17 protein-coding genes are annotated in these 18,407 nt (G+C 68.0%); 2 read left to right on the top strand and 15 right to left on the bottom strand.

From position 1 onward, the window contains the following. The first annotated feature begins 525 nt into the window (after positions 1-525). Together LGR69_RS01655 and LGR69_RS01650 are read left to right on the top strand one after the other, a co-directional pair. Complete coding sequence (locus tag LGR69_RS01655) at positions 526-840, top strand: ArsR/SmtB family transcription factor (RefSeq protein ID WP_007565564.1); 315 nt, start codon at positions 526-528, stop codon at positions 838-840. Between the two features lie 187 nt (positions 841-1,027). Then, positions 1,028-2,350 carry a hypothetical protein gene (locus tag LGR69_RS01650; protein ID WP_007565562.1) on the top strand — a complete coding sequence of 441 codons (1,323 nt, stop codon included), beginning with the start codon at positions 1,028-1,030 and terminating at the stop codon, positions 2,348-2,350. A gap of 200 nt (positions 2,351-2,550) precedes the next feature. Here LGR69_RS01650 and LGR69_RS01645 read toward each other — a convergent pair whose 3' ends face one another. The 15 genes from LGR69_RS01645 to LGR69_RS01575 all read right to left on the bottom strand — a co-directional run bounded on the left by LGR69_RS01645 (position 2,551) and on the right by LGR69_RS01575 (position 18,386). Further along, on the bottom strand, positions 2,551-3,939 hold the full coding sequence (locus tag LGR69_RS01645) for a DNA-binding protein (RefSeq protein ID WP_007565560.1): 1,389 nt from the start codon (positions 3,937-3,939) through the stop codon (positions 2,551-2,553). Between the two features lie 637 nt (positions 3,940-4,576). Next, a complete protein-coding gene (locus LGR69_RS01640) occupies positions 4,577-5,311 on the bottom strand; it encodes a DUF4396 domain-containing protein (protein WP_007565557.1) in 735 nt (244 codons plus the stop codon). 92 nt (positions 5,312-5,403) lie between these two features. Continuing rightward, complete coding sequence (locus tag LGR69_RS01635) at positions 5,404-6,237, bottom strand: hypothetical protein (RefSeq protein ID WP_007565555.1); 834 nt, start codon at positions 6,235-6,237, stop codon at positions 5,404-5,406. An 11-nt stretch (positions 6,238-6,248) separates the two neighbouring features. Next, complete coding sequence (locus LGR69_RS01630) at positions 6,249-7,610, bottom strand: hypothetical protein (RefSeq protein ID WP_007565553.1); 1,362 nt, start codon at positions 7,608-7,610, stop codon at positions 6,249-6,251. 609 nt (positions 7,611-8,219) lie between these two features. Further along, entirely contained in the window at positions 8,220-9,392 is a 1,173-nt protein-coding gene (locus LGR69_RS01625; protein ID WP_007565552.1) for an SIR2 family protein, read from the bottom strand. 99 nt (positions 9,393-9,491) lie between these two features. Further along, positions 9,492-9,794 (bottom strand): metal-sensitive transcriptional regulator, encoded by a 303-nt coding sequence (locus LGR69_RS01620; RefSeq protein WP_007565550.1) that lies wholly within the window; start codon positions 9,792-9,794, stop codon positions 9,492-9,494. A 67-nt stretch (positions 9,795-9,861) separates the two neighbouring features. Further along, complete coding sequence (locus LGR69_RS01615; protein WP_007565548.1) at positions 9,862-10,617, bottom strand: DUF4111 domain-containing protein; 756 nt, start codon at positions 10,615-10,617, stop codon at positions 9,862-9,864. A gap of 10 nt (positions 10,618-10,627) precedes the next feature. Beyond that, the gene (locus LGR69_RS01610) at positions 10,628-13,066 is read right to left on the bottom strand and encodes a heavy metal translocating P-type ATPase (protein WP_007565546.1); all 2,439 of its coding nucleotides are present in this window, start codon (positions 13,064-13,066) and stop codon (positions 10,628-10,630) included. A 68-nt stretch (positions 13,067-13,134) separates the two neighbouring features. Further along, on the bottom strand, positions 13,135-13,626 hold the full coding sequence (locus LGR69_RS01605; protein ID WP_007565544.1) for a DUF305 domain-containing protein: 492 nt from the start codon (positions 13,624-13,626) through the stop codon (positions 13,135-13,137). 56 nt (positions 13,627-13,682) lie between these two features. Further along, positions 13,683-14,015 (bottom strand): four-helix bundle copper-binding protein, encoded by a 333-nt coding sequence (locus LGR69_RS01600; RefSeq protein WP_007565541.1) that lies wholly within the window; start codon positions 14,013-14,015, stop codon positions 13,683-13,685. Between the two features lie 412 nt (positions 14,016-14,427). Then, complete coding sequence (locus LGR69_RS01595; RefSeq protein ID WP_230364971.1) at positions 14,428-14,862, bottom strand: hypothetical protein; 435 nt, start codon at positions 14,860-14,862, stop codon at positions 14,428-14,430. A 130-nt stretch (positions 14,863-14,992) separates the two neighbouring features. After that, positions 14,993-15,205 (bottom strand): heavy-metal-associated domain-containing protein, encoded by a 213-nt coding sequence (locus LGR69_RS01590; protein WP_007565540.1) that lies wholly within the window; start codon positions 15,203-15,205, stop codon positions 14,993-14,995. Between the two features lie 281 nt (positions 15,206-15,486). Next, positions 15,487-17,202, bottom strand: a complete 1,716-nt coding sequence (locus LGR69_RS01585; RefSeq protein ID WP_007565538.1) for a DUF2326 domain-containing protein — start codon at positions 17,200-17,202, stop codon at positions 15,487-15,489. After that, on the bottom strand, positions 17,192-17,434 hold the full coding sequence (locus LGR69_RS01580) for a hypothetical protein (RefSeq protein ID WP_007565536.1): 243 nt from the start codon (positions 17,432-17,434) through the stop codon (positions 17,192-17,194). The genes LGR69_RS01585 and LGR69_RS01580 overlap by 11 nt, the downstream gene beginning before the upstream one ends. Continuing rightward, positions 17,427-18,386: an SMEK domain-containing protein gene (locus LGR69_RS01575; RefSeq protein ID WP_007565534.1), complete on the bottom strand. Its 960-nt coding sequence runs from the start codon at positions 18,384-18,386 to the stop codon at positions 17,427-17,429. Before LGR69_RS01575 ends, LGR69_RS01580 begins: the two co-directional genes overlap by 8 nt. Positions 18,387-18,407: the final 21 nt, after the last annotated feature.

The raw sequence follows: 18,407 nt of genomic DNA, 5'->3' as shown, positions 1-18,407 counted from the left end.
TTCGAAGCCTCGGAAATCGTCCCGGACGCGCCCTCTCGACGAACGTGTAACGGGTATCGTTATGCGTAACGCGTTACGGGTGGCCGACTCCCGGCATAATCGGCAAGCCGGGACACGGGGGTTGCGCCATGGTCAGGGAACGGTCGATCGAGCTGCCCAAGCTTTGTCCGGGAGGGACGAGGCGACGGCGCATCGGGGATGCCGCGCCGCTGCCGGACGCCCGGGCAGGCGGTGCCGCCGGAGACGGTTCGGGTTCGCGTGCGTGCCGGAAGATTGAGCCGGTTACCGTGGTCACGCGCCTCGCGACCGATCTCGGCGCCGGTGGCGATGGATCCGCTGCCCCACGGCATCGCGCCGCGCTGATGGGGTCGGGCATCCGAGCGTGAAGGGGCGCAGCGGTCGGTCGCGAGGGAGCGGAACCTCCCTGCGTCGGCGCGCGTGGTCGAACGCCCATTCCGCGGCGATAGTTCTAGATATATAGAAATAAGGGTTGCGCACCCCGTCCCGCGTCTTCATGGTGCTTCCATGGAGCTCGAACTAGCGGCACGACAGTTGGAGGCGCTCGGCAATCTGACCCGCCTGAGGGTGTACCGTACGCTCGCGCGGGCGGGCCGAGACGGCCTGCCGGTCGGTGCCCTCCAGCAGCGCATCGATGTCCCGGCCTCGACGCTCTCCCATCATCTCCACCGTCTGATCCAGACCGGTCTGGTCGCCCAGGAACGCCAAGCCACGACGCTGGTCTGCCGGGCGGTCGATCCGGCGATGAACGCCCTGATCGGCTTCCTCGCTGAGGGGGGGCACCGGAAGTGGTCGGCCGGTCCCGGTTCGGTGTCGGCCTGATGGACCGGGCTCGCGACCGGGCATGGAACCGCCGCCCGAACGGCGCCGTCCCGACCGCCGCGACCTGTCCGGGCCCGCGCGGCCTTGCCCGGCAGAGGCGCGCCGCTGAGACTTGCCGACGACAGCGCCGACCGGGGCGGCGATGGTATGCTCCGGCCCGAATCCGGATTTTGGGAATGCCGCGCCGATGCGCCTGACGGAAGAGACCGGGACGGATCACCGCCCCTCGGACGACGCCTGGATCGGCAACCTGATCCGGCATTGGCGCGAGGACCCCGGCGCCTCCTATCGGACCTGGTTCCTGTGGGAGGAGCGCATCAAGAACTTCCGCTCGATCCGGCGCGGCCTCCAGGCGGTGATCGACGAGATCCGGGCCGACGCGTTCGGCAACGCCTATCGCGGTTCGTCCTTGGAAACGGTGGTCCACTCCATCGCGGAGCAGCGCCAGGTCTTCAAGGGCGCCGACCACGCCTTCCTCTGGAAGCCTAAGCTGCGCATCCCCGACATCTACGAAGACCGCGCCAACCAGGTTGCGTTCGGCCGGTTCCTCGACGCCTGCCTGTGCTGCAGCGCAGAGGACGGGGTGCTGGCCGCCATCCACGCCCTCGACCGGCAACGCATCAAGGGGCTGGGTCCGGCCGCGGCGAACCTGCTGTACTTCCTGCACCCCACCCTTGTGCCCCCGTTCAACACGGCCATCGTGAAGGGCTACAACGCCGTCGCCGGCGCCAATGTGAAGCTCGGCAAGTGGGACGAGTACCTCGCCATGCGCCGGGGCATCGTCGCCCTCAACGCCGCCCATCGCGGCCTGCTCTCCAACGATTACGGCGCCATCGCGGGCTTCCTGTTCGACGTCGGGTCCGGGCGATACCCGCTGCCGGAGCGCGACGGGGCCGCCGCGCTGGCCCGCTGGCGCGAGGACCTCGACCGCGTGCGCGCGGAGGCCGCCGACACGGCCTCCAAGGCCGCGCTGGCCGCGCGTGAGGCCGACCACACCCACACCGAGGTCCAGGGCTGGCTGCGCGACCTCGGCCTCGCCCTCGGCTTCGACGTCTGGATCGCGTCGAACGACGGCAACCGCCCCTACGCCGCGGGCCGCCTGTCCGACGGCTGCCTCGACCGCCTGCCCGGGCGCCTGACGGCGAACGGGTCGGCCGAGACGGTCCGGCTCATCGACGTGATCTGGCTGGACAAGTCGGCCGGAGACGTCGCGGCCGCCTTCGAGGTCGAGCACACGACGAGCATCTACTCGGGCATCGTGCGGATGCTCGACCTGGCGCTCGGGGTCGAGGGCGGGGCCGCGCGCAACTTCTTCCTGGTGGCGCCCGACAACCGCGAGGAGGACGTGCGCGCGCAGTTCGCCCGGCCCGCCTTCTCGCGTGTGGCCGAGCTCGACCTGCGCTACCTGCCCTACAGCGAGCTGCGCGGGCACCGGGAGACGATCGCCCGCTTCGGGAGCGGCCTGAAGGGCGTGCTCGCCATCGCTAAGCCCGTCGGGCGTCCGCGCTGACCCCGGTGACCGGCGCGACGAAGCCGGCCGGAGGGATTCGGTCGTCATTCCAGCGGCTGGCCGAGAGCGTCCGGAGGTCGCGCAACCGCATCGGCCTCCATCGCGCCGTCCTCGACGAGGGACCGACCAACCACCACGCCGACGCCCTGGACCCGACCCGCTGGTGCCGTCCGACCATCGCGCGATGGGCGAGCACCGTGTCACGGGTGGCCGCCGTCGTCATCGGGCGTCCGGCCGCGGGCGCGGGTTCCGAGGGCGCCGGACCGCACGCGCAGATCCCGACGGTCGCCGAAGACGTTCGCGGCGCGGCCGATGCCCCGCCGCCGGCCGGGATGCCGGTGGCCCCACGACAACGAACCCCGCCGGTGCGGCCGGACCCCGCGGCGTAGCCTGCGGGCGGGCGTCGGATAAGTCGGCTGTCGCGCCGCGGTGGCCCCGCTCGCCGCGGGCCTCGGCCGCGGGCGTCGTCCGGCCCTCGCCGCCGGGACCCCGGCCGGGCTCTCACCGTCCCAGGGAGCTTCGCCCACGAGGGCGGCGAAGCGCCCATCCGGGAGTTCCTCGAACGGCCTCCGCTCCGCTATGCGCTGGCGCAGCTTCCACCGGAGCAGCCGGGGCGTGATCCTCTGGAAGCGCCCCGTCGCCGCGACCAACTCAGGATCCAGGCCGCCGAGGATGCCTTCCGCCGTCTGGGCCCCGCTCCTGGCGAGAAGGGCGTGGACCTCCCGCATGAACAAGCGCCAGAACGGCCGCTTCCCCATCGCCGCGACCGCCTCGGCGAGTGGCGGCTCGGACGTCGCCGCGACGTCCGGCTCGGGCTCGGGCTCGGCCAGCCCGAACCGGTGGCCGACGAGGGTCAGCCCGTTGCCGTCCTGCACCAGGCGCAGGAGGTGATAGCGCAGCCACGCCTCTGTGAGCGGGAAACCCGCCCGCTCGCCCTCCTGCTTGAGCCGGGTCGAGAGCGCTCTCAGGAGCGGGTGGACCGCCATGGGGCCGCGTTGGCGCACCGCCGCTTCGACCGCGTCCCGCACCTGTCCCCAGAAGTCGTTCGCCTCTCGCGCCAGCTTGAGCCCGTGCGCGGTATCGACAAACCTGGGCCCGGCGCGACCCTGCGCGAGGGAGTCCGCCTCACCCGCGGCGGAAACGGGCGGCGCGGCCCCGCCGGCCTGAGTGCCGACGGCCCGCACCCGGTCCAGCTCGGCCTGCAATGCCGCGACCCGCTCCTCCAAGAGATCGACCCGGTCCAGCGCCTCGTCGAGCAGATCCCTCGCCGCGGCCCTGCAATCCTCCGCTCCGACGAAGTCCGCCAGACCCGCCCGGGCCGCTTCGACCCGGGCCATCTCAAGCAGCTCCCGCCCGATCACCGTGAGCCGCCTCTCGAACGCCTCCGGCAGGTCCGCCCGCTCGATGGCCGGCCGGTAGTCCTCTCTGTCCTTCCACTTCCTGAGCTCGCGAGCGATGTCGCCGAACGACCCGCCGCCGAGTTCCCTCCGGACCGTGCGGACCGAGACCCGCTCCTTGGTGCCACCGGGCGGTGCCGGCCTGGCCCGTATCCGATCCGCGGCTGTCCAGACCCCGTTCTCCGTCACCATGCCCGCCATCCCAAGCCGTTACCGGTATCATCGCCGCGAGCGGTGAAGAAACGGTCGCGGTCCGCGTGGAGGCTCGGTGTGGGCGCGAGAGCGAGCCGGACCCGAGGGCGACCGGACAGATAGGCCGCGGGAGGCCTTCGGATTGAGGAACGCCCAGTCGGCGAACGCCCCCGTCGTGTAACGCGTACGCATAACGTTACTCATTATGCGTACGTCTCTGAGTCGCGTGCCAACCGCCGGCGGCAGCAGCCGCCATCCCGCCTTGAGCCGCCGGAAACCTCGCTACCACCGAAGACGTACTTCGTCGGCCTGCCCCGCCGCACTACGAAGGCATTCAGGACCATCGCGGTCGACCAGAGGGTGATCCTGTCGGCCCGTACGCAGAGGCCTCACCGAGGTGCGGCGGCCCGCGAGATCTCGGCACGGGACGGGAGGGGCGCCCATGCTCTTATCCAAGTGCGGTTGCTGCGGGCGGACGGTTCGCACCGAGGCGACGAGGTGCCCGAGCTGTCGCGCCGCCACCGGGGCGGGCATGCGCCCTGCCCCGAACGAGGCGGCATACCGGATCTGCATGCTCGCGACCGCGTGCGCCGTCCTCTTCTGGCTCCTCGTGATTCGCCGATAGGCGCGGACCGGCCTACATCCGCTCCTTGATGCCGGAGCCGACGAGCCACCAATTCACCGGATAGCTGGTCAAGAATCCCGCCACCATCGCGACCTGCATGGCGAACCAGAACTCGACCGAGTTCACCGGCGCGCGCTGGCCGGTCAAGTGCGGGAACAGGAAGAATTGGGCGAACGCCATGAAGCCGTACATGCCGACCTGCCAGGCGATCAGCGAGACGGTGTCCGCCTTCACGGCCGCCACCAGACCCTCGCCGGGAGAGAGCCCGCGCATCGGCACGATGGCGTAATACTGGAACGCGATCCCGAGCGCGTAGGCGAACACGAAATCCAGCACCCAAACCGCGTACATCTTCTCCTCGAACAGGGAATGCCAGCCGAACCAGACGGCGACGCCCGGAACCAGGAAAGCGAGCCACTCGGCGGCGACGTCGCCCAGCATGCAGCCGCTGCCGCAGTGGAGCGCGCCCTTGCCCACCATGACCGGGAACGGGGTCTGCGTCATGTTCGGCGGCTTCTCGCCGCGCTCCTTGGCGTTATGGTGCGCCTCCATCGTGGCTAGCCGTCCATAGCGGTAATACGCCCAGACGACGACGAGCGTCCCGAACAGCGCGCTCACCGGCCAGACGACGTTCATGACCGTCATGTGCTGCGGTTGCCGGATCACCTGCACCGACAGCAGCAGCGAGCACGCCGCGCCCAGCAGCAGGGCGCAGACGGACAGGATGTGGAACCACTCCGGGAACATGCGGCACCCCCACGGAAATGCCGGTGCAACATACCCCCTAGGGGTAAGGTTCCCCGACGCGGTGCAACCCTCCCATGCCGGCGGTGGGCGGATCAGCGCGGCGGGTCCCAGGAGTACGGGAAGCTCAGGGAGTGCTGCAGGCCGGCCGTGACCCGGAAGTCCTGCCGGCGGTCGCCGCCGAAGCCGACGCCGACCGCCCCGACCAGCACCGTCTGCGGCGTCGCCATGTAGCGAGCGCCGATCTCGGCCAGGTTGACCGCCCGGCCGCGCTCCCGGTCGGTCTCGCGGTAGACGTCGGCGACCAGCACGACGGAGTTCGAGACCGGCTGGCTGTAGGCGACGCCGACCCGGTAGCGGTCGCGCCGCTCGGCCTCCCGGCCGGTCGTCGGGTCGTAGTTGTGGAACCACGACGCGTTGAAGTGAACTTGGCGCGGGACGTAGGAATACGGCGACAATCCCTCCGGATCGGGGGTGCCGAGCGACTTGGTCGCCAGGAACTTGAGTTCGGTCTCCGTGCCGCCGGCCATATGGCCGTAGGGCGTGTTCACCCCGAGCGCGACCGCCATGGCGGGCAGGACTAGCCCCTCCTGGTTGAAGTTGTAGAACCCCTGCGCCAGGAATTCGCCCTGGTCGGTGTCGCTCGCGTTGCCGAGCCGGTACGGGGCCTCGACCGAGAGCTGGAAGTTCTTGAACGCGCCCCATTCCAGGCGCGGCACCGCCATCAGGCTGCTGGCGCCGCGCGGGTCGTTCCGGATGCGGTTGTACTGGAAGTAGGACTGCACTTCGAGGCCGTTCTCCTTGATCGGGTAGGCGTCCTCGATGGTGATGGGCAGCCCCTCCTCCAGGTTGGAGTGGTCCGCGGCGATCGCCGAGCCAGCGGAGAGGGCGAGGAGGGCCGCGAGGGCGGTGCGGACGAGCTTCGGCATGGCGCGGCTCCTCAGCGGACGGCGACACGGGCCGGGCCGAGGCTCGGCTCGACGGTCATGTCGATGGGCGCCACGTCCGGGATGCCGGCGGCCTTGGCGTTCCAGGCGGAGAGCATGTGCTCGACCATCATGGTCGGGGTCTCGCCGGGTTCGGTCGAGCCGGGCATCATCCGCATGCCGGGGGCGACCTGCATGAATGCGTCGTGGAGCGAGCCGGGGATCTCGCCGGGCTCGATCCCAAGCCGCCCGTTTTTCATCATCTGCTGCATGATGGCGGCGTGGGATGCCTTGGACAGGCCGCCCGGGTACATCATCGGCAGCATCTCCATGAGCATGTCCATCATGATCATGCCCATGGCGCCCTGGGGCGAGCGCACCCACGCCGGATAGGTCCTCGGATCGAATTCGGGATGGGGCTCCCGGAACCTGCGCGTGTAGGCCTCGTCGCCGGGCTGGTAGCCCATGGCCTCGATGACCCGGTACATTTCAGCCCGCTTCTCCTCGATGGACCAGCCGGGATAGGCGAGGATCGAGTAGGCGATCCCGTGGAGCATGTGCAGGTTGTCGAAGATGTTCGCGCTCTCGGGACTCATCCGGGCGTAGCGCGGCATGATCTCGCGCGAGAGCAGCATGCGGCCGGGCCGGTCCGCCATCACCTCGCGGTACATGAGGTCGATGGTCTGGGCCATCGCGGCCTCCTGGTCGCTGTTGCCCGAGATCATCTGCGTCTCGTACGCGGCCGGGTGCCACCAGTGGGCGACGTAAAACAGGCTCTGGTCGAGCGGGTAGAAGTTCCGGAAGTAGTTGAAGTATGGCTTCATCATGATGCCCGCCCGCCGCATGGTCAGCTCCAGCGGGGCGACGCTGCGGGGCACGCCCGGCGTCTGCATCGTGAGATAGTATCTGACCGCGCGGTCGGTCCACGCCTTCTTCTCGGCCCACGGGATCTCGCGGAACGCCATCACGTCGTAGGTCTGCTCGTGATGCATGTGCGTCCAGTCGATGGTCCGGAACAGCGTGTGCATCGCCCGGTCGACGTAGTTGGAGTAGTACGGCATCTCCGGCTCGATGGCCGGCGGATCGCGCAGCCATTCCTGCGCCTCCTTGTCGAAGCGGGCATCGACCCCGGCGCGGTCCTCGAACCGCGTGTGCTGCAGCAGGTCGTGCTGCTTCGAGTGGAAGAAGTGCATCCCGGCGCCGATGCGGTAGGCCTTGTTGAGCCGGTAGTAGAAGGCGAGGTTGTAGGGCCCCCTGAGGAAGCTGACCTCGTCCCGCCGCTCGATGCCGTCCAGGGCTCGCGCGGCGGTCCCTGCCAAGGGGGCCGAGGCCGCCGACGCCAGGGCGCCGGTGAGGAATGTCCGCCGTCCGATCATGCCACCCTCCGACTCGATACCCCTTAGGGGTATTTTGGTCGGGCGGATATTGGAAGGGTCGGTCGGGCGAATGCACGCCTTGGACAGGCTTTCCGCCGCCGGTGTTGCGGAAGAGCTACTAACGCGCTTCTGAAGCCCCGTATCATCCCAGCCGACTGCAACTGCGGATACCGGAAGCAAGATTTACATCCATCTCCGAAGACCTCGGGCCGTCGCTCGGCGCATCAACCCGATGGAACGGCGCCGTCATCCTGCAAGGAGGGCTTGCATCGCCTCCGACGACTTCCGCGGAACGCTGGCCGCATACCGCTTGGCCAAGCTCGTCAACCGAACCCTTGGCTCTGTCGACCGACACCGGTCCCGCGACCCTGCGGGCAGGGATCATGATTCCAGCCAAGACATACCCGGCACCTTCGACCAGGGCGTCGCGGCGATGCTGGCCGCCCCGACGGGAGGCTCGCCAGCGCAACGTCGACTTGGCGTCGGCGCCTGAGCTGCGCCACCTCCTGGACGGTGCGGAATCGGAATTCCTTCGGTACGGTCCCGGAGAGCCACGGTCCTTCGGCACCGCCCTCCGGGTCGTTGCGCACCAGTCCCTCGACCCGAACGTCACGCCAGACGCGCGAGCACCTTGGATGGCGCGTCGCAGGCTGCGAGCATGCCGTTGTACCAGATGGCGAGGGGCGTCGCGGGGTCCAGGCAGGTCTCGAATTCCCGGGCAGCCCTGAGATCCGCGACCGTTTGCGGGGCGGAGTAGCCGAGGGCGCGCATGGTCCTCGGCTCGGTCAGGAACGTCCGGACCATCTCGTCGACCATGGCGTTGGGGCCTCCGAGATCGGCGCCGCCCATCGTCATGGCGTCGTCCCGAGCGAAATCGATGATGGCGACCGGGCGGTTCCGTGCATCCCGGAAGCCCTCGAAGGCCACTGTCAGATGCTCGTCGCCGAACCCGTACCCGGCGAAGAGCACGGCGTCGCAGCCGGCCACGAGGCGGTCGAGTTCGGAGTAGTAGGTGCGGAAGGGCCGTTTCAGGATCTGGGTCGTCTTGCCGTATCCCGCGACGATGACCGAGGTCGGGAAATCGATGCCCTCGACGTGGGAGCGCGTGCTGCGGCCACCGGCGTTCTGATGGAAACGGCCGCGGATATCCGGCTGCCAGCGGATCTCGTGCATGTCTCCGGTCGGGCCGGGCTGCATGTCGAAATGGACGGACCCGTGGAGGTGCAGCATGCATGCCCAGCCGGACCGCCGGAGGATGCGCTCCTGGTCGAAAATGCCGGTCGCCGGGTCGAAGCCGGTCTCGATCCCGGGAAAGGCGCGGTACATCACGTTGTCGTAGTTCAGGGTGACCACCGCGACGTCGAACTCGGCCTGCAGCGCGGCGACCAGCACTTGAAGCCTTGCGAACTCGGACGCCTTGTCCGCCTCGCTGGCGGCGCAGCGCTCGCGGAACGCCTCCACGACGGCATCAACCGACGCGCGGCCGAGATCGCGCAGGGTGTCCGGCCCGACCGGCGTGGCGTGCCGACCGAAAAGCGAGACGTCGGGCATCCCCTTGGCTGTCACGACCGCGCCCAACGCCGAGGTCGCGGCGCCAGCGGGGTAAGCCGCGGCGACGGCGAAGATGGCGTACAGCAAGTCCTCGTAGTGCGGCTCGCGGCGCAGGAACTCGGGCACCGTCCGCTGCCAGTGGGTCCTGACCAAACCCTCGACATGCTCGTAAAGGTTCGTCGCGGGCTCGGCGAGCAACGGGTAGCGAACCTGGATGGCGTCGTTGATCATGGCCCGAACCCCTGCGACCGGGGGCATCCCGAATTCGAGGGACGCACCGGCGCCGACGACAAGCAAAAGTTTTCTTCTCGGCACGGCGCTCCTCCCCCTTCAGACCACCTTGGCGATCAGGCGGCTCATCTCGTCGGCGAGGCGACCCCGCTCCTCCTCGGGCAGGTTCCCGGTTAGCGTGGCCTGTACCAGCGCCTGCAGGTGGTCGCGCAGCATGTCGGACTGCACCCGCCGAAGGGCCGCGATGACGGCGTCGGCCTGGTGGGCGACGTCGACGCAGTAGCGCCCGTTCTCGATCATCTGCTGCAGGCCGCGGACCTGCCCCTCGATGCGGCGCAGCCGGGCGATCTGGCGGGTATGGTCCACGGCCACGCCGCCGTGTCTGTCGTCCGGTTCGCTCATCTCGGGCCCGTGTTGCGACTGCCAAGATAGGCGCTCGGGCGCGCCGCCGGAACCCCGGGGCGCGCATTCAGGGCAGGGACAGCCCGTCCTCCGCCGTCGCCTCGACGAAGGCGAGCGCGTCCCTGCGGCGTTCGTCCTCGTTCAGGTACAAAGCCGGCACGTCGGGCGTGCGGCGCAGGCGCAGCGCCTCGTCGATGATCCGCCGCCAGCGTTCGTCGAGAGCGATCAGGCCGTAAAGACCGGCCTCGGACTTCGAGGGTATGCGCCGGAGCGCGAGCAGGTAGTGCAGCCGGCAGGCGCCCAGCACGGCCTCGTCGACCTCGGCCGTCCCAGCCGAGTCCCGCAGGGAACCGAACGCCTCGGCCGCCCACCCGTCGACCCCGGGCACGTTCAGCCAGCCCGGCGGCGGACCCCGCAGGGTCAGCCCGTGCTCGGCGAGGGCGAGCCTGTCCACCGGGCGGCGCCTGTGCCCGGACAGCGGCTCGAAGCGGCCGACCCGGACCGCCGGACCCTTGTCCTCCGGTCCTTGCCGGTCCGCCGCGGCGACGTAGATCCCGTCGAGGGCGGGGCCGCCCATCGCGCCGAGGCCCTCGTGCAGGTCCGCGAGCCGATCCAGCGCGTCGGCCCCCGGGGGCCAGGCGACGACGGCGACGAAGTCGAGGTCGCACCGTCCCGGCACGAAGTCGTCCAGCGCCGCGGAACCGACCACGTGGAAGCCCGAGACGAGGCCCGGCAGCGCCGCGTCGACCGCCGTCAGGTACCGCTCCGCCGCCGCCGCGGCGAGCGGGTGCATCACAGCCGTCGCGTCCAGGAGTTCGGTCACGCGGCCCGTCTCACAACCGGGCGGCCCGCAGGCGCAGGGCGTTGCCGATCACGCTCACCGACGACAAGGCCATGGCGGCCGCCGCGATGACGGGCGAGAGCAGGATGCCGAGGAACGGGTAGAGGATGCCCGCCGCCACCGGCACGCCGGCCGCGTTGTAGACGAAGGCGAAGAACAGGTTCTGGCGGATGTTGCCCATCACCGCCCGCGACAGACGCCGCGCCCGCACGATGCCGAGGAGGTCGCCCTTGAGCAGCGTCAGGCCCGCGCTCTCGATGGCCACGTCCGTGCCGGTGCCCATCGCGATGCCCACGTCGGCCGCGGCGAGCGCGGGGGCGTCGTTCACGCCGTCCCCGGCCATCGCGACCACCTGCCCTGCCGCCTTGTGGCGCTCGACCACGGCGGCCTTCTGGTCGGGCAACACCTCCGCCTCGACCTCCTCGATGCCGAGCCGACGCGCCACCGCCTCGGCGGTCGTGCGGTTGTCGCCGGTCAGCATCACCACCCGGATGCCCTCCGCCCGGAGCGCCGCGAGCGCCTCGGCCGTCGTCGCCTTGACCGGGTCGGCGATGGCGAGGACGCCGGCGACCCGTCCGTCGACGCCGGCGAAGATCGCCGTGGCGCCGTCGCGCCGGAGCTCGTCGGCTTCGGCGTCATGGGTCGATACGTCGACCCCTTGCTCGCGAAGGAAGGCGGCGTTGCCCAGCGCCACGCGGCGGCCCTCCACGGTTCCGAGCGCGCCCTTGCCGGTGGGGCTGTCGAAATCCGTGACGGGAGCTGTGGAGAGCCCGCGCTTCCCGGCCGCCGCCACGATGGCCAGGGCGAGCGGGTGCTCGCTCGCGCGCTCGACGCTCGCCGCGAGCCGCAGGAGCGTGTCCTCGTCGAAGCCGGCCGCCGCCACGATCCGGGTCACGGCCGGCTTGCCCTCGGTCAGGGTGCCGGTCTTGTCGACCACCAGGGTCGTGACCCGCTCCATCCGCTCCAGCGCCTCCGCGTTCTTGACGAGCACCCCGGCCCCGGCGCCGCGGCCGACGCCGACCATGATCGACATCGGCGTGGCGAGGCCGAGCGCGCACGGGCAGGCGATGATCAGCACCGCCACCGCGGCCAACAGCGCGAAGGTGAAGCGGGGCTCCGGCCCGAAGGCCATCCAGGCGGCGAAGGCGAGAACCGCCACGCCGATGACCGCCGGCACGAACCAGCCCGCGACCCGGTCGGCGAGGCGCTGGATCGGGGCCCGGCTCCGCTGGGCCTCGGCCACCATCTGGACGATGCGGGCCAGCATGGTGTCGCGCCCGACCTTGGTCGCCTCGACGACGAGCGAGCCGGACTGGTTGAGGCTGCCGCCGATGACGGGGGCGCCGGCCTCCTTGGCGACCGGCATCGATTCCCCCGTCACGAGGCTCTCGTCCACGGAGCCGCGGCCCTCCACCACCGCACCGTCGACCGGGACCTTCTCGCCGGGGCGCACGCGCAGGCGGTCGCCGACCCCGATGGCATCGAGTTGCACCTCCTCGTCCTCGCCGTCCGGCCGGATGCGGCGGGCGGTCTTCGGCGCGAGGTCGAGGAGCGCCCGCAGCGCGCCGCCGGTGCTCTCGCGGGCGCGGAGCTCCAGGACCTGCCCGAGCAGCACAAGCACGGTGATCACCGCCGCCGCCTCGAAGTAGGCCGGCACCGCCCCGCCGTGCCCGCGCAGCGCCTCCGGGAACAGCCCGGGGGCGAGCGTCGCGACCACGCTGTAGAGGTAGGCCGTGCCCGTCCCGAGGGCGACCAGGGTGAACATGTTCAGGTTCCGGGACAGGACGGAGTGCCAGGCCCGAACGAAGAAGGGCCAGCCGGCCCAGAGCACGACCGGGGTGGCGAGCGCGAACTGGATCCAGTTTGAGGTCTGCTGGCCGAGGCGGTCGGTCAACCCGAGCAGGTGGCCGCCCATCTCAAGCACGAACACCGGAACGGTCAGCACCAGCCCGGCCCAGAACCGGCGCGTCATGTCGACGAGTTCCTCGCTCGGACCGTCGTCCGCACCGACCATCGCGGGTTCCAGGGCCATCCCGCAGATCGGGCAAGCCCCTGGCCCGACCTGGCGCACCTCCGGGTGCATCGGGCAGGTGTAGATCGAGCCCTCCGGCACCGGCTCGGACTTCGCCGCGGGGGAGGCGGGGTCGACGTAGCGGACGGGGTCGGCCTCGAATTTGGTCCGGCAGCCGTTCGAACAGAAGTAGTACGGATGCCCGTCGTGCTCGGCCTGGTACTTCGTCGCGTGCGGGTCCACCGTCATCCCGCAGACCGGGTCCTTCACGCGGAAGGCGCCATCGGACGAGGCAGGTGCGGCATGGCTGTGCGCACGGTGGTCGTGCCCGTGGCCGTGCGCGTGCGCGGAATGATCGTGGCCGCCGACACAGGCGTGGCCTCCCGCAGATTGAGGATGTCCCTGCGACGCGTCGCTCATCACCGCTCCTTCCGTATGGCCGAGGGCCTGGCCGCCAGACCGCGAACGGTCCGGCGGCGCGCGGCGCCTTACCGGTTGCCTTCCTTCTTCGCGTTCTTGTCGAGCCAGGCGACGAGCTCCTGAATGCTCTTCTCCTGCTCACCGATGGTCTTCTCGGCGAGGCGCTTGCTCTCGGCGTTGTCGGCGCCCTTCAGCGCCGCTCGGGCCATGTCGATGGCGCCCTGGTGGTGGGGGATCATCGTGCAGACCCACGCGACGTCGGGATCGCCCGCCATCATCCCCTGCATCATCGGGCCATTCATCGACATCATCGCCCGCTGCAGGCCCTTCTGGGTCTCGGTCATCTGACCGCCCATGCCCTGCATGGCCTGGGACATGTGCGCCTGCATGTCCTTCACCATCGCCTCCTTGCCCGCCGAGGCCGCCTTGCACGCTTCCGGCAGCCTCACGGCGGATTGCATCGAGCCGTGGTCGTGATCGTGGTCATGGTCGGCCGCAACGGCCGCTCCGGCGCCGGCGAACGCCATGGTCGCGGCAAGGACAAGGTTACGAACGAGCATAATTGCCTCCTCTCATCTTGTGGAAGGGGCAGCCGTCGCCGGCCGCCCCGATTGGCTCAGGCGGCCATCTTGCGGCAGCTCTCGGCGCATCGCCGGCACCGCTCGACGCAGTCCTGCATGTCGCCGACCTGCTCGCAGCTCCTGGCGCAGGCCTCGCACACCTCGGCGCAGGCGCGGCAGGTATGCTTGTGCTCGGGGGTACCGATCAGCATCAAGTGAGCCGAAGTCCGGCACGTCTCCGCACAGGCTAACATCAGCCGGAAATGCGCCGGCTCGACGTGCTTGCCGCCGGCCGGAAGGCAATGGTTCGAGGCCATGCCCATGCAGGTCTGATAGCAGCGAAGACACTCATCGATGCAGGACTGCATCTCGTTCGACATCGTATGCATTCCGAGTCTCCATTAAGACGGTTCACACTGTTCGATAAACCGAGATTTACGCTAAAAAGCGATTTTATTTCTCAGCACAGCGCAGTCATAAAGATAGTGAACTGACGTCTTGTTCAACGCGAAAGACGAAAATCTTTCGCGGCGACGTTCGAGTTTGGAAAGTCGGTCCCGCGGCCATCGTGGACCGGTCCCAGCGCGCCGGGATCGTCCGATCACGAACGACCCGATGGGACGCCGCCCTTTCGAGCTCACGGTTCGGCGCGTCCCGCCGGGGCGACCCGAAGCGGCGCCGCCGCTCCTGAGGCGACGATTGGGCAGATCGACAGGGGATCAGTCTCGACCGGCGACGAAGCGGGCGCAGGTCGTGGCCGCGGGCGCACCTCAGGCGTTGCGCGCCCAGGTGCGCATCACCTCACGCGACGGTTCGTGGCGGCTTGCGAAGCGCCTCGGGGCCTGCGCCCTCGTGCCCTGCGACGTCGTCCGGGACCATCACGACGGCCTTGAAGAGGGGGGCTGACAAGGATGTTGGGGCGGCGGGAATACCGAGGGTGCCACAAACGGCCGTCCCGCAGCGGCAGCGCTTGCAGGCGCCGGGGCAGCAACCCTCGTCGGCATCGGCGGCTTTGAGCGAGGCCGTCGCCCGAACCGGCAGCGTCCGGAGACGCGGTGCACCGCGAAGCCATCCCATGAACCCTGGGACGTGCAGCGAGGTTGCGAGGGCTGGTCCAGCAAGCGGTGCCTTCGCATCGACCATTGCCGCCGCGCGCCGATTGTGACCGCAGTGGACATGGCCATCGTGAGCCTCGACGGCGGACGGCGCGACGTAGGCGATGATCGCGAGGATCATCGCCGCTATCGAACGCACCACATGCCGCCTGAAAGCCATCCCGGTCGCTAACCCCGATCTTGCATGTCGCGACGAAGTCGCACCTTTGACGAGAATGCCTGCATCCGCATTTGGTTGCCGGCTCGTCCCATCACGCGGTCGCGCGTACCTGCTCGGCCGGGTAGCCGGCGGCGGTGACGGCCAGTGCGATGCGGTCTGCCGGCCCGACGGCGCCGGACACGGTCACGAGCTTGGCCCCGAGGTCCACCGCGACCTGGGCGTCCGGCTCGATGTCGATGATGGCCCGGGCCACGGACTTGACACAACCTCCGCAGTCCATCTTGTCGACCTTGAAACGATGCATGACGCTCTCCCTATGACGGCGTCACCTTCAGATAGGGCTTCCCATGGTGGGAAGGTCAAGGGTCGGGGAGCGCTCCGCATCGGGCTGGAGCGCGTTCGCTGCAGGCGACATGGCCGTCGTGACGCTGAAGCCGGTCGATCCTCGACATCGTCGACCGGTGCGGCGACGCTTGGCGTGGTTCCATCGCTTAACCCTGAAGCATCATGTCCATCGGCCTGCGCACGTGCGCTTGAACCCTTGATCGATGGGCATCGCGGTGAGGAGGGACCTGGTCCGAACGATCACTCCCGGCCAACCTCCTGGTATTGCGCCTTGAGAAAGCGATTGCTTTTGGTGAAAGATGCCACGACGCTCTGCTCAAGCTCGTAATACCACACCTCCTCCCGTGCATGCTCGATGCGGTCGACATTGAGCGTCAGGATGTACTGCTTGTTCTCGTCGAGTCTTGCCCGAGTGAGGATGAACTCCAGGCTTTTTCGTAAGGTGTCGTCGTCGACGTCGAAGATATTATCGTGAACCAACAGCCCGGGGTGACGGGATTTGGTGTAATCGTTCAGCAGCAGCGCGATGTCGTATATGAAGACTTTCTCCCTCTCCACGCTATGACTGCCGTCATCGTCGATCCGCAGGACGATATCGACGACGTGCTTCCTGGGGGTGGTTCGCACCTCGAAGGAAGCCTTGCGGTTGCCCTGGATGAACTGATGAATGGCGAGGATCGTCCGTTCGAACGACCGCAGCCGATCCGCGGCGGCAGAGATGCTGGCCTGCAATGCCAGCCTTTCGGCCTCGATCTCGGACTTCTTGGTCTGACGTTCGATCAGCAGTTGGTCGTAACGGCTGAAGAAGCTTTTGAGCTGTCCAAGTTCATCGCTCTTCGCCTGGAAGGAGGCATAGGTCTGGCGTAGGTTGCGCAGCTGCCCTTTCTGATCGAGAACCGCCACCAGCTTTGCGTACCGCCTATCGAGTTCGGCGAGCTGCTTGTTGAGGTTCCGGATCTCGACGTCCACCACCCTCGACTTCTCGTCCAGCAGGTGGCGCTGGAACTGCTCGATCTTGGACTTGAAAGTAATTACCTCCGCGAGTTCGCGGACGATGCTGGTGCCCAGGCCGGCACGAAGCTGGTCGTAGAAGTCGCGGATCTCGCCGCTGTCTATGCCGGGTTCCAGGGCAATCGGTGCCAGGTTTGCAGCGCGCTGGACGAGCACGTCCTTGCTGCGGCGCAGGTCCGACATCCGGTCTTCGATATCGAGGATCTCGCCCTTCACGATGTCGTAGGCCGGGGCGTTCTCCAGGGCATCGATGCCTTGCCGGATCGTCTCGACCTCCTCGTCGAGGGCGTTGAGGTCGGACCGGGCGTCATCCAGATCCTTCTGGCGGACGAGCCTCACGCTGTCCTTGATGCGAGCCTCCTCGGTGGCGATTGCGTCGAGTTCCCTCTGTATGCCCTTGATGGCACGGTAGATGCCGAGGTCGATGCCGAGGAGCATGAGGTGCGGCGCGTAGTTGTCCGGTATTCGGGCCTTGGTGTCGAAGCAGCCTACAATCGACTTGAACTCGGATCGCTCGTCCCGGATCAGCGGCCCCAGGATCTCCCGGAACCCGACCTGCTCATCCTGGTCGGGGAACAGCCTCCCCGTCAGGAAATCGGTCGCATCCTTGAGCTTGGCGTAGACCGTCTCGCGCCCGTCGACGATGATCCGCGGGTGCTCCGCCTCTTCGAGCGATCTCTTGATGGTGTAGCCGATCCCGTGCAGCCGGAAGTCGACGCAGATGAGGTTGCGCGGATCGAAGCTCTCCTTCGGGATTCTCGCCACGCGACTTTCCGTTTTGCGTTTGAGCAATGCGAAGTTCAAGAATTCGATGCAGAGCGACTTGCCGACGCCGTTGTTCTTGGAGCTGGTCACGTCGCTCTCACCCAGGATCACATTGACCCCTGCCGTGAAGACGATGGGATCGATGGTCGCGGGCTCGGTGTAGAGACGCTCAATCAACATCACGGACGATCAGGTATGGTTCTTCGAAATCGACCAGGCCAACGGCGTATAGGAAGGTGATGCCATAAAAGAACGAATTCCACGCGAACCAACTCTCGCGTTTGAAGCGCTCCACCACGTCGAAGATACTGACACGACCCTTGCCCGACTGCCTGATGTACCGCGCGATCTCGAAACCGACGATTGGCGGAGACTTGTCGAGTGCCTCGTCTTTGAGGAAGATGCTAGGCATCGAGCGCGCGCTTGTTCGGGAACACGTTGCAGGCAATCAGCTGATCGACAAGGTAATATCGAATGGCGCAATCGTCGAATGCGACGGCGCTGGTGCCCATCATCCGAAGGACCTTTTCGGTCAGCGCATCGAGGGCGGCTTTGGGATCGCCTCCATATTCCGTCAGGACACGGTCGCTCCAATTCATGAGGTAGACCTGGAGCTTGCGCACACGCACGTGCCCGAGGTCGGTATGCCTGTTCACTTCCGCCAGCGCACGTCCATATATCTCGTGCAAGTCGACGTACTGCTGTTCGAGGAAGGCGGCGTGATCCGCGAATCGGTCGCGGATCTTCCTGTCGGGATCGGGGTCCTCCCGGTTGTCGCCGACCGAGATCCCTTCCTCGGCGGCGCTGAGAACCTCGATCAGGCGGATCAGGGTACCAACCTCGTTGGACTGCCGGGGCTCGGGGATCTTCAACTCGTCGCGCAGGAACTCGCAGCAGCGCTCAAGCCTGTCCAAGCGAAGGTCGCCGACCTTCCTCAGGAGCTCGGGAATGTCCCAGACGTCGTCCACCAGGGACATGCTGAACACGCCGTCGCCGCCTAGGGACGACTCCCGGTACCTGCGCTTCTCTCCGATGATGAGAACGACCAGGCGGTCGTATCTGCCGTCGAGGCCGCTCGCCACGAAGCCCTTATGGGTGTGCTTGATCTTGTCCAACTCCGACGTCGACGTCACCTGGATGGCGATCCGTTCGTCCTCGTCGCCCAAATCGATAGCTCGCGCGTTCCTCTCTACTATGTTGATGTTCTTCAGCTTATAGTCAAACACCAAGTTCAGAAAATCTCGAAAGAACGCTTCCGCATGGACGTTGACGTCTTGTAGGTTGAGGCTATTGAGGTGCCCGACCGACATCCTCAGTTGCGTCAAATAGTGCAAAGCGACCCCGATGAGGCTTGCGCGATTCATGGTGGTGACGAGACTCTCTCG

This window comes from Methylobacterium brachiatum, assembly GCF_020523825.1.
In the GTDB taxonomy this organism is placed as follows: domain Bacteria; phylum Pseudomonadota; class Alphaproteobacteria; order Rhizobiales; family Beijerinckiaceae; genus Methylobacterium; species Methylobacterium brachiatum.
Note: the sequence above shows the minus strand (reverse complement) of the source record. Positions and strands in the feature narration are given on the sequence as shown.

What these genes read in the sequence shown, in the direction of transcription:
- LGR69_RS01640 (WP_007565557.1), bottom strand. Translation starts at nt 5,311, where the DNA reads ATGTTCCCGGAGTGGTTCCACATCCTGTCCGTCTGCGCCCTGCTGCTG.
- LGR69_RS01600 (WP_007565541.1), bottom strand. Translation starts at nt 14,015, where the DNA reads ATGCATACGATGTCGAACGAGATGCAGTCCTGCATCGATGAGTGTCTT.
- LGR69_RS01580 (WP_007565536.1), bottom strand. Translation starts at nt 17,434, where the DNA reads ATGCCTAGCATCTTCCTCAAAGACGAGGCACTCGACAAGTCTCCGCCA.
- LGR69_RS01645 (WP_007565560.1), bottom strand. Translation starts at nt 3,939, where the DNA reads ATGGTGACGGAGAACGGGGTCTGGACAGCCGCGGATCGGATACGGGCC.
- LGR69_RS01605 (WP_007565544.1), bottom strand. Translation starts at nt 13,626, where the DNA reads ATGCTCGTTCGTAACCTTGTCCTTGCCGCGACCATGGCGTTCGCCGGC.
- LGR69_RS01610 (WP_007565546.1), bottom strand. Translation starts at nt 13,066, where the DNA reads ATGAGCGACGCGTCGCAGGGACATCCTCAATCTGCGGGAGGCCACGCC.
- LGR69_RS01595 (WP_230364971.1), bottom strand. Translation starts at nt 14,862, where the DNA reads ATGATCCTCGCGATCATCGCCTACGTCGCGCCGTCCGCCGTCGAGGCT.
- LGR69_RS01590 (WP_007565540.1), bottom strand. Translation starts at nt 15,205, where the DNA reads ATGCATCGTTTCAAGGTCGACAAGATGGACTGCGGAGGTTGTGTCAAG.
- LGR69_RS01575 (WP_007565534.1), bottom strand. Translation starts at nt 18,386, where the DNA reads ATGAATCGCGCAAGCCTCATCGGGGTCGCTTTGCACTATTTGACGCAA.
- LGR69_RS01635 (WP_007565555.1), bottom strand. Translation starts at nt 6,237, where the DNA reads ATGCCGAAGCTCGTCCGCACCGCCCTCGCGGCCCTCCTCGCCCTCTCC.
- LGR69_RS01625 (WP_007565552.1), bottom strand. Translation starts at nt 9,392, where the DNA reads ATGATCAACGACGCCATCCAGGTTCGCTACCCGTTGCTCGCCGAGCCC.
- LGR69_RS01585 (WP_007565538.1), bottom strand. Translation starts at nt 17,202, where the DNA reads ATGTTGATTGAGCGTCTCTACACCGAGCCCGCGACCATCGATCCCATC.
- LGR69_RS01620 (WP_007565550.1), bottom strand. Translation starts at nt 9,794, where the DNA reads ATGAGCGAACCGGACGACAGACACGGCGGCGTGGCCGTGGACCATACC.
- LGR69_RS01650 (WP_007565562.1), top strand. Translation starts at nt 1,028, where the DNA reads ATGCGCCTGACGGAAGAGACCGGGACGGATCACCGCCCCTCGGACGAC.
- LGR69_RS01630 (WP_007565553.1), bottom strand. Translation starts at nt 7,610, where the DNA reads ATGATCGGACGGCGGACATTCCTCACCGGCGCCCTGGCGTCGGCGGCC.
- LGR69_RS01655 (WP_007565564.1), top strand. Translation starts at nt 526, where the DNA reads ATGGAGCTCGAACTAGCGGCACGACAGTTGGAGGCGCTCGGCAATCTG.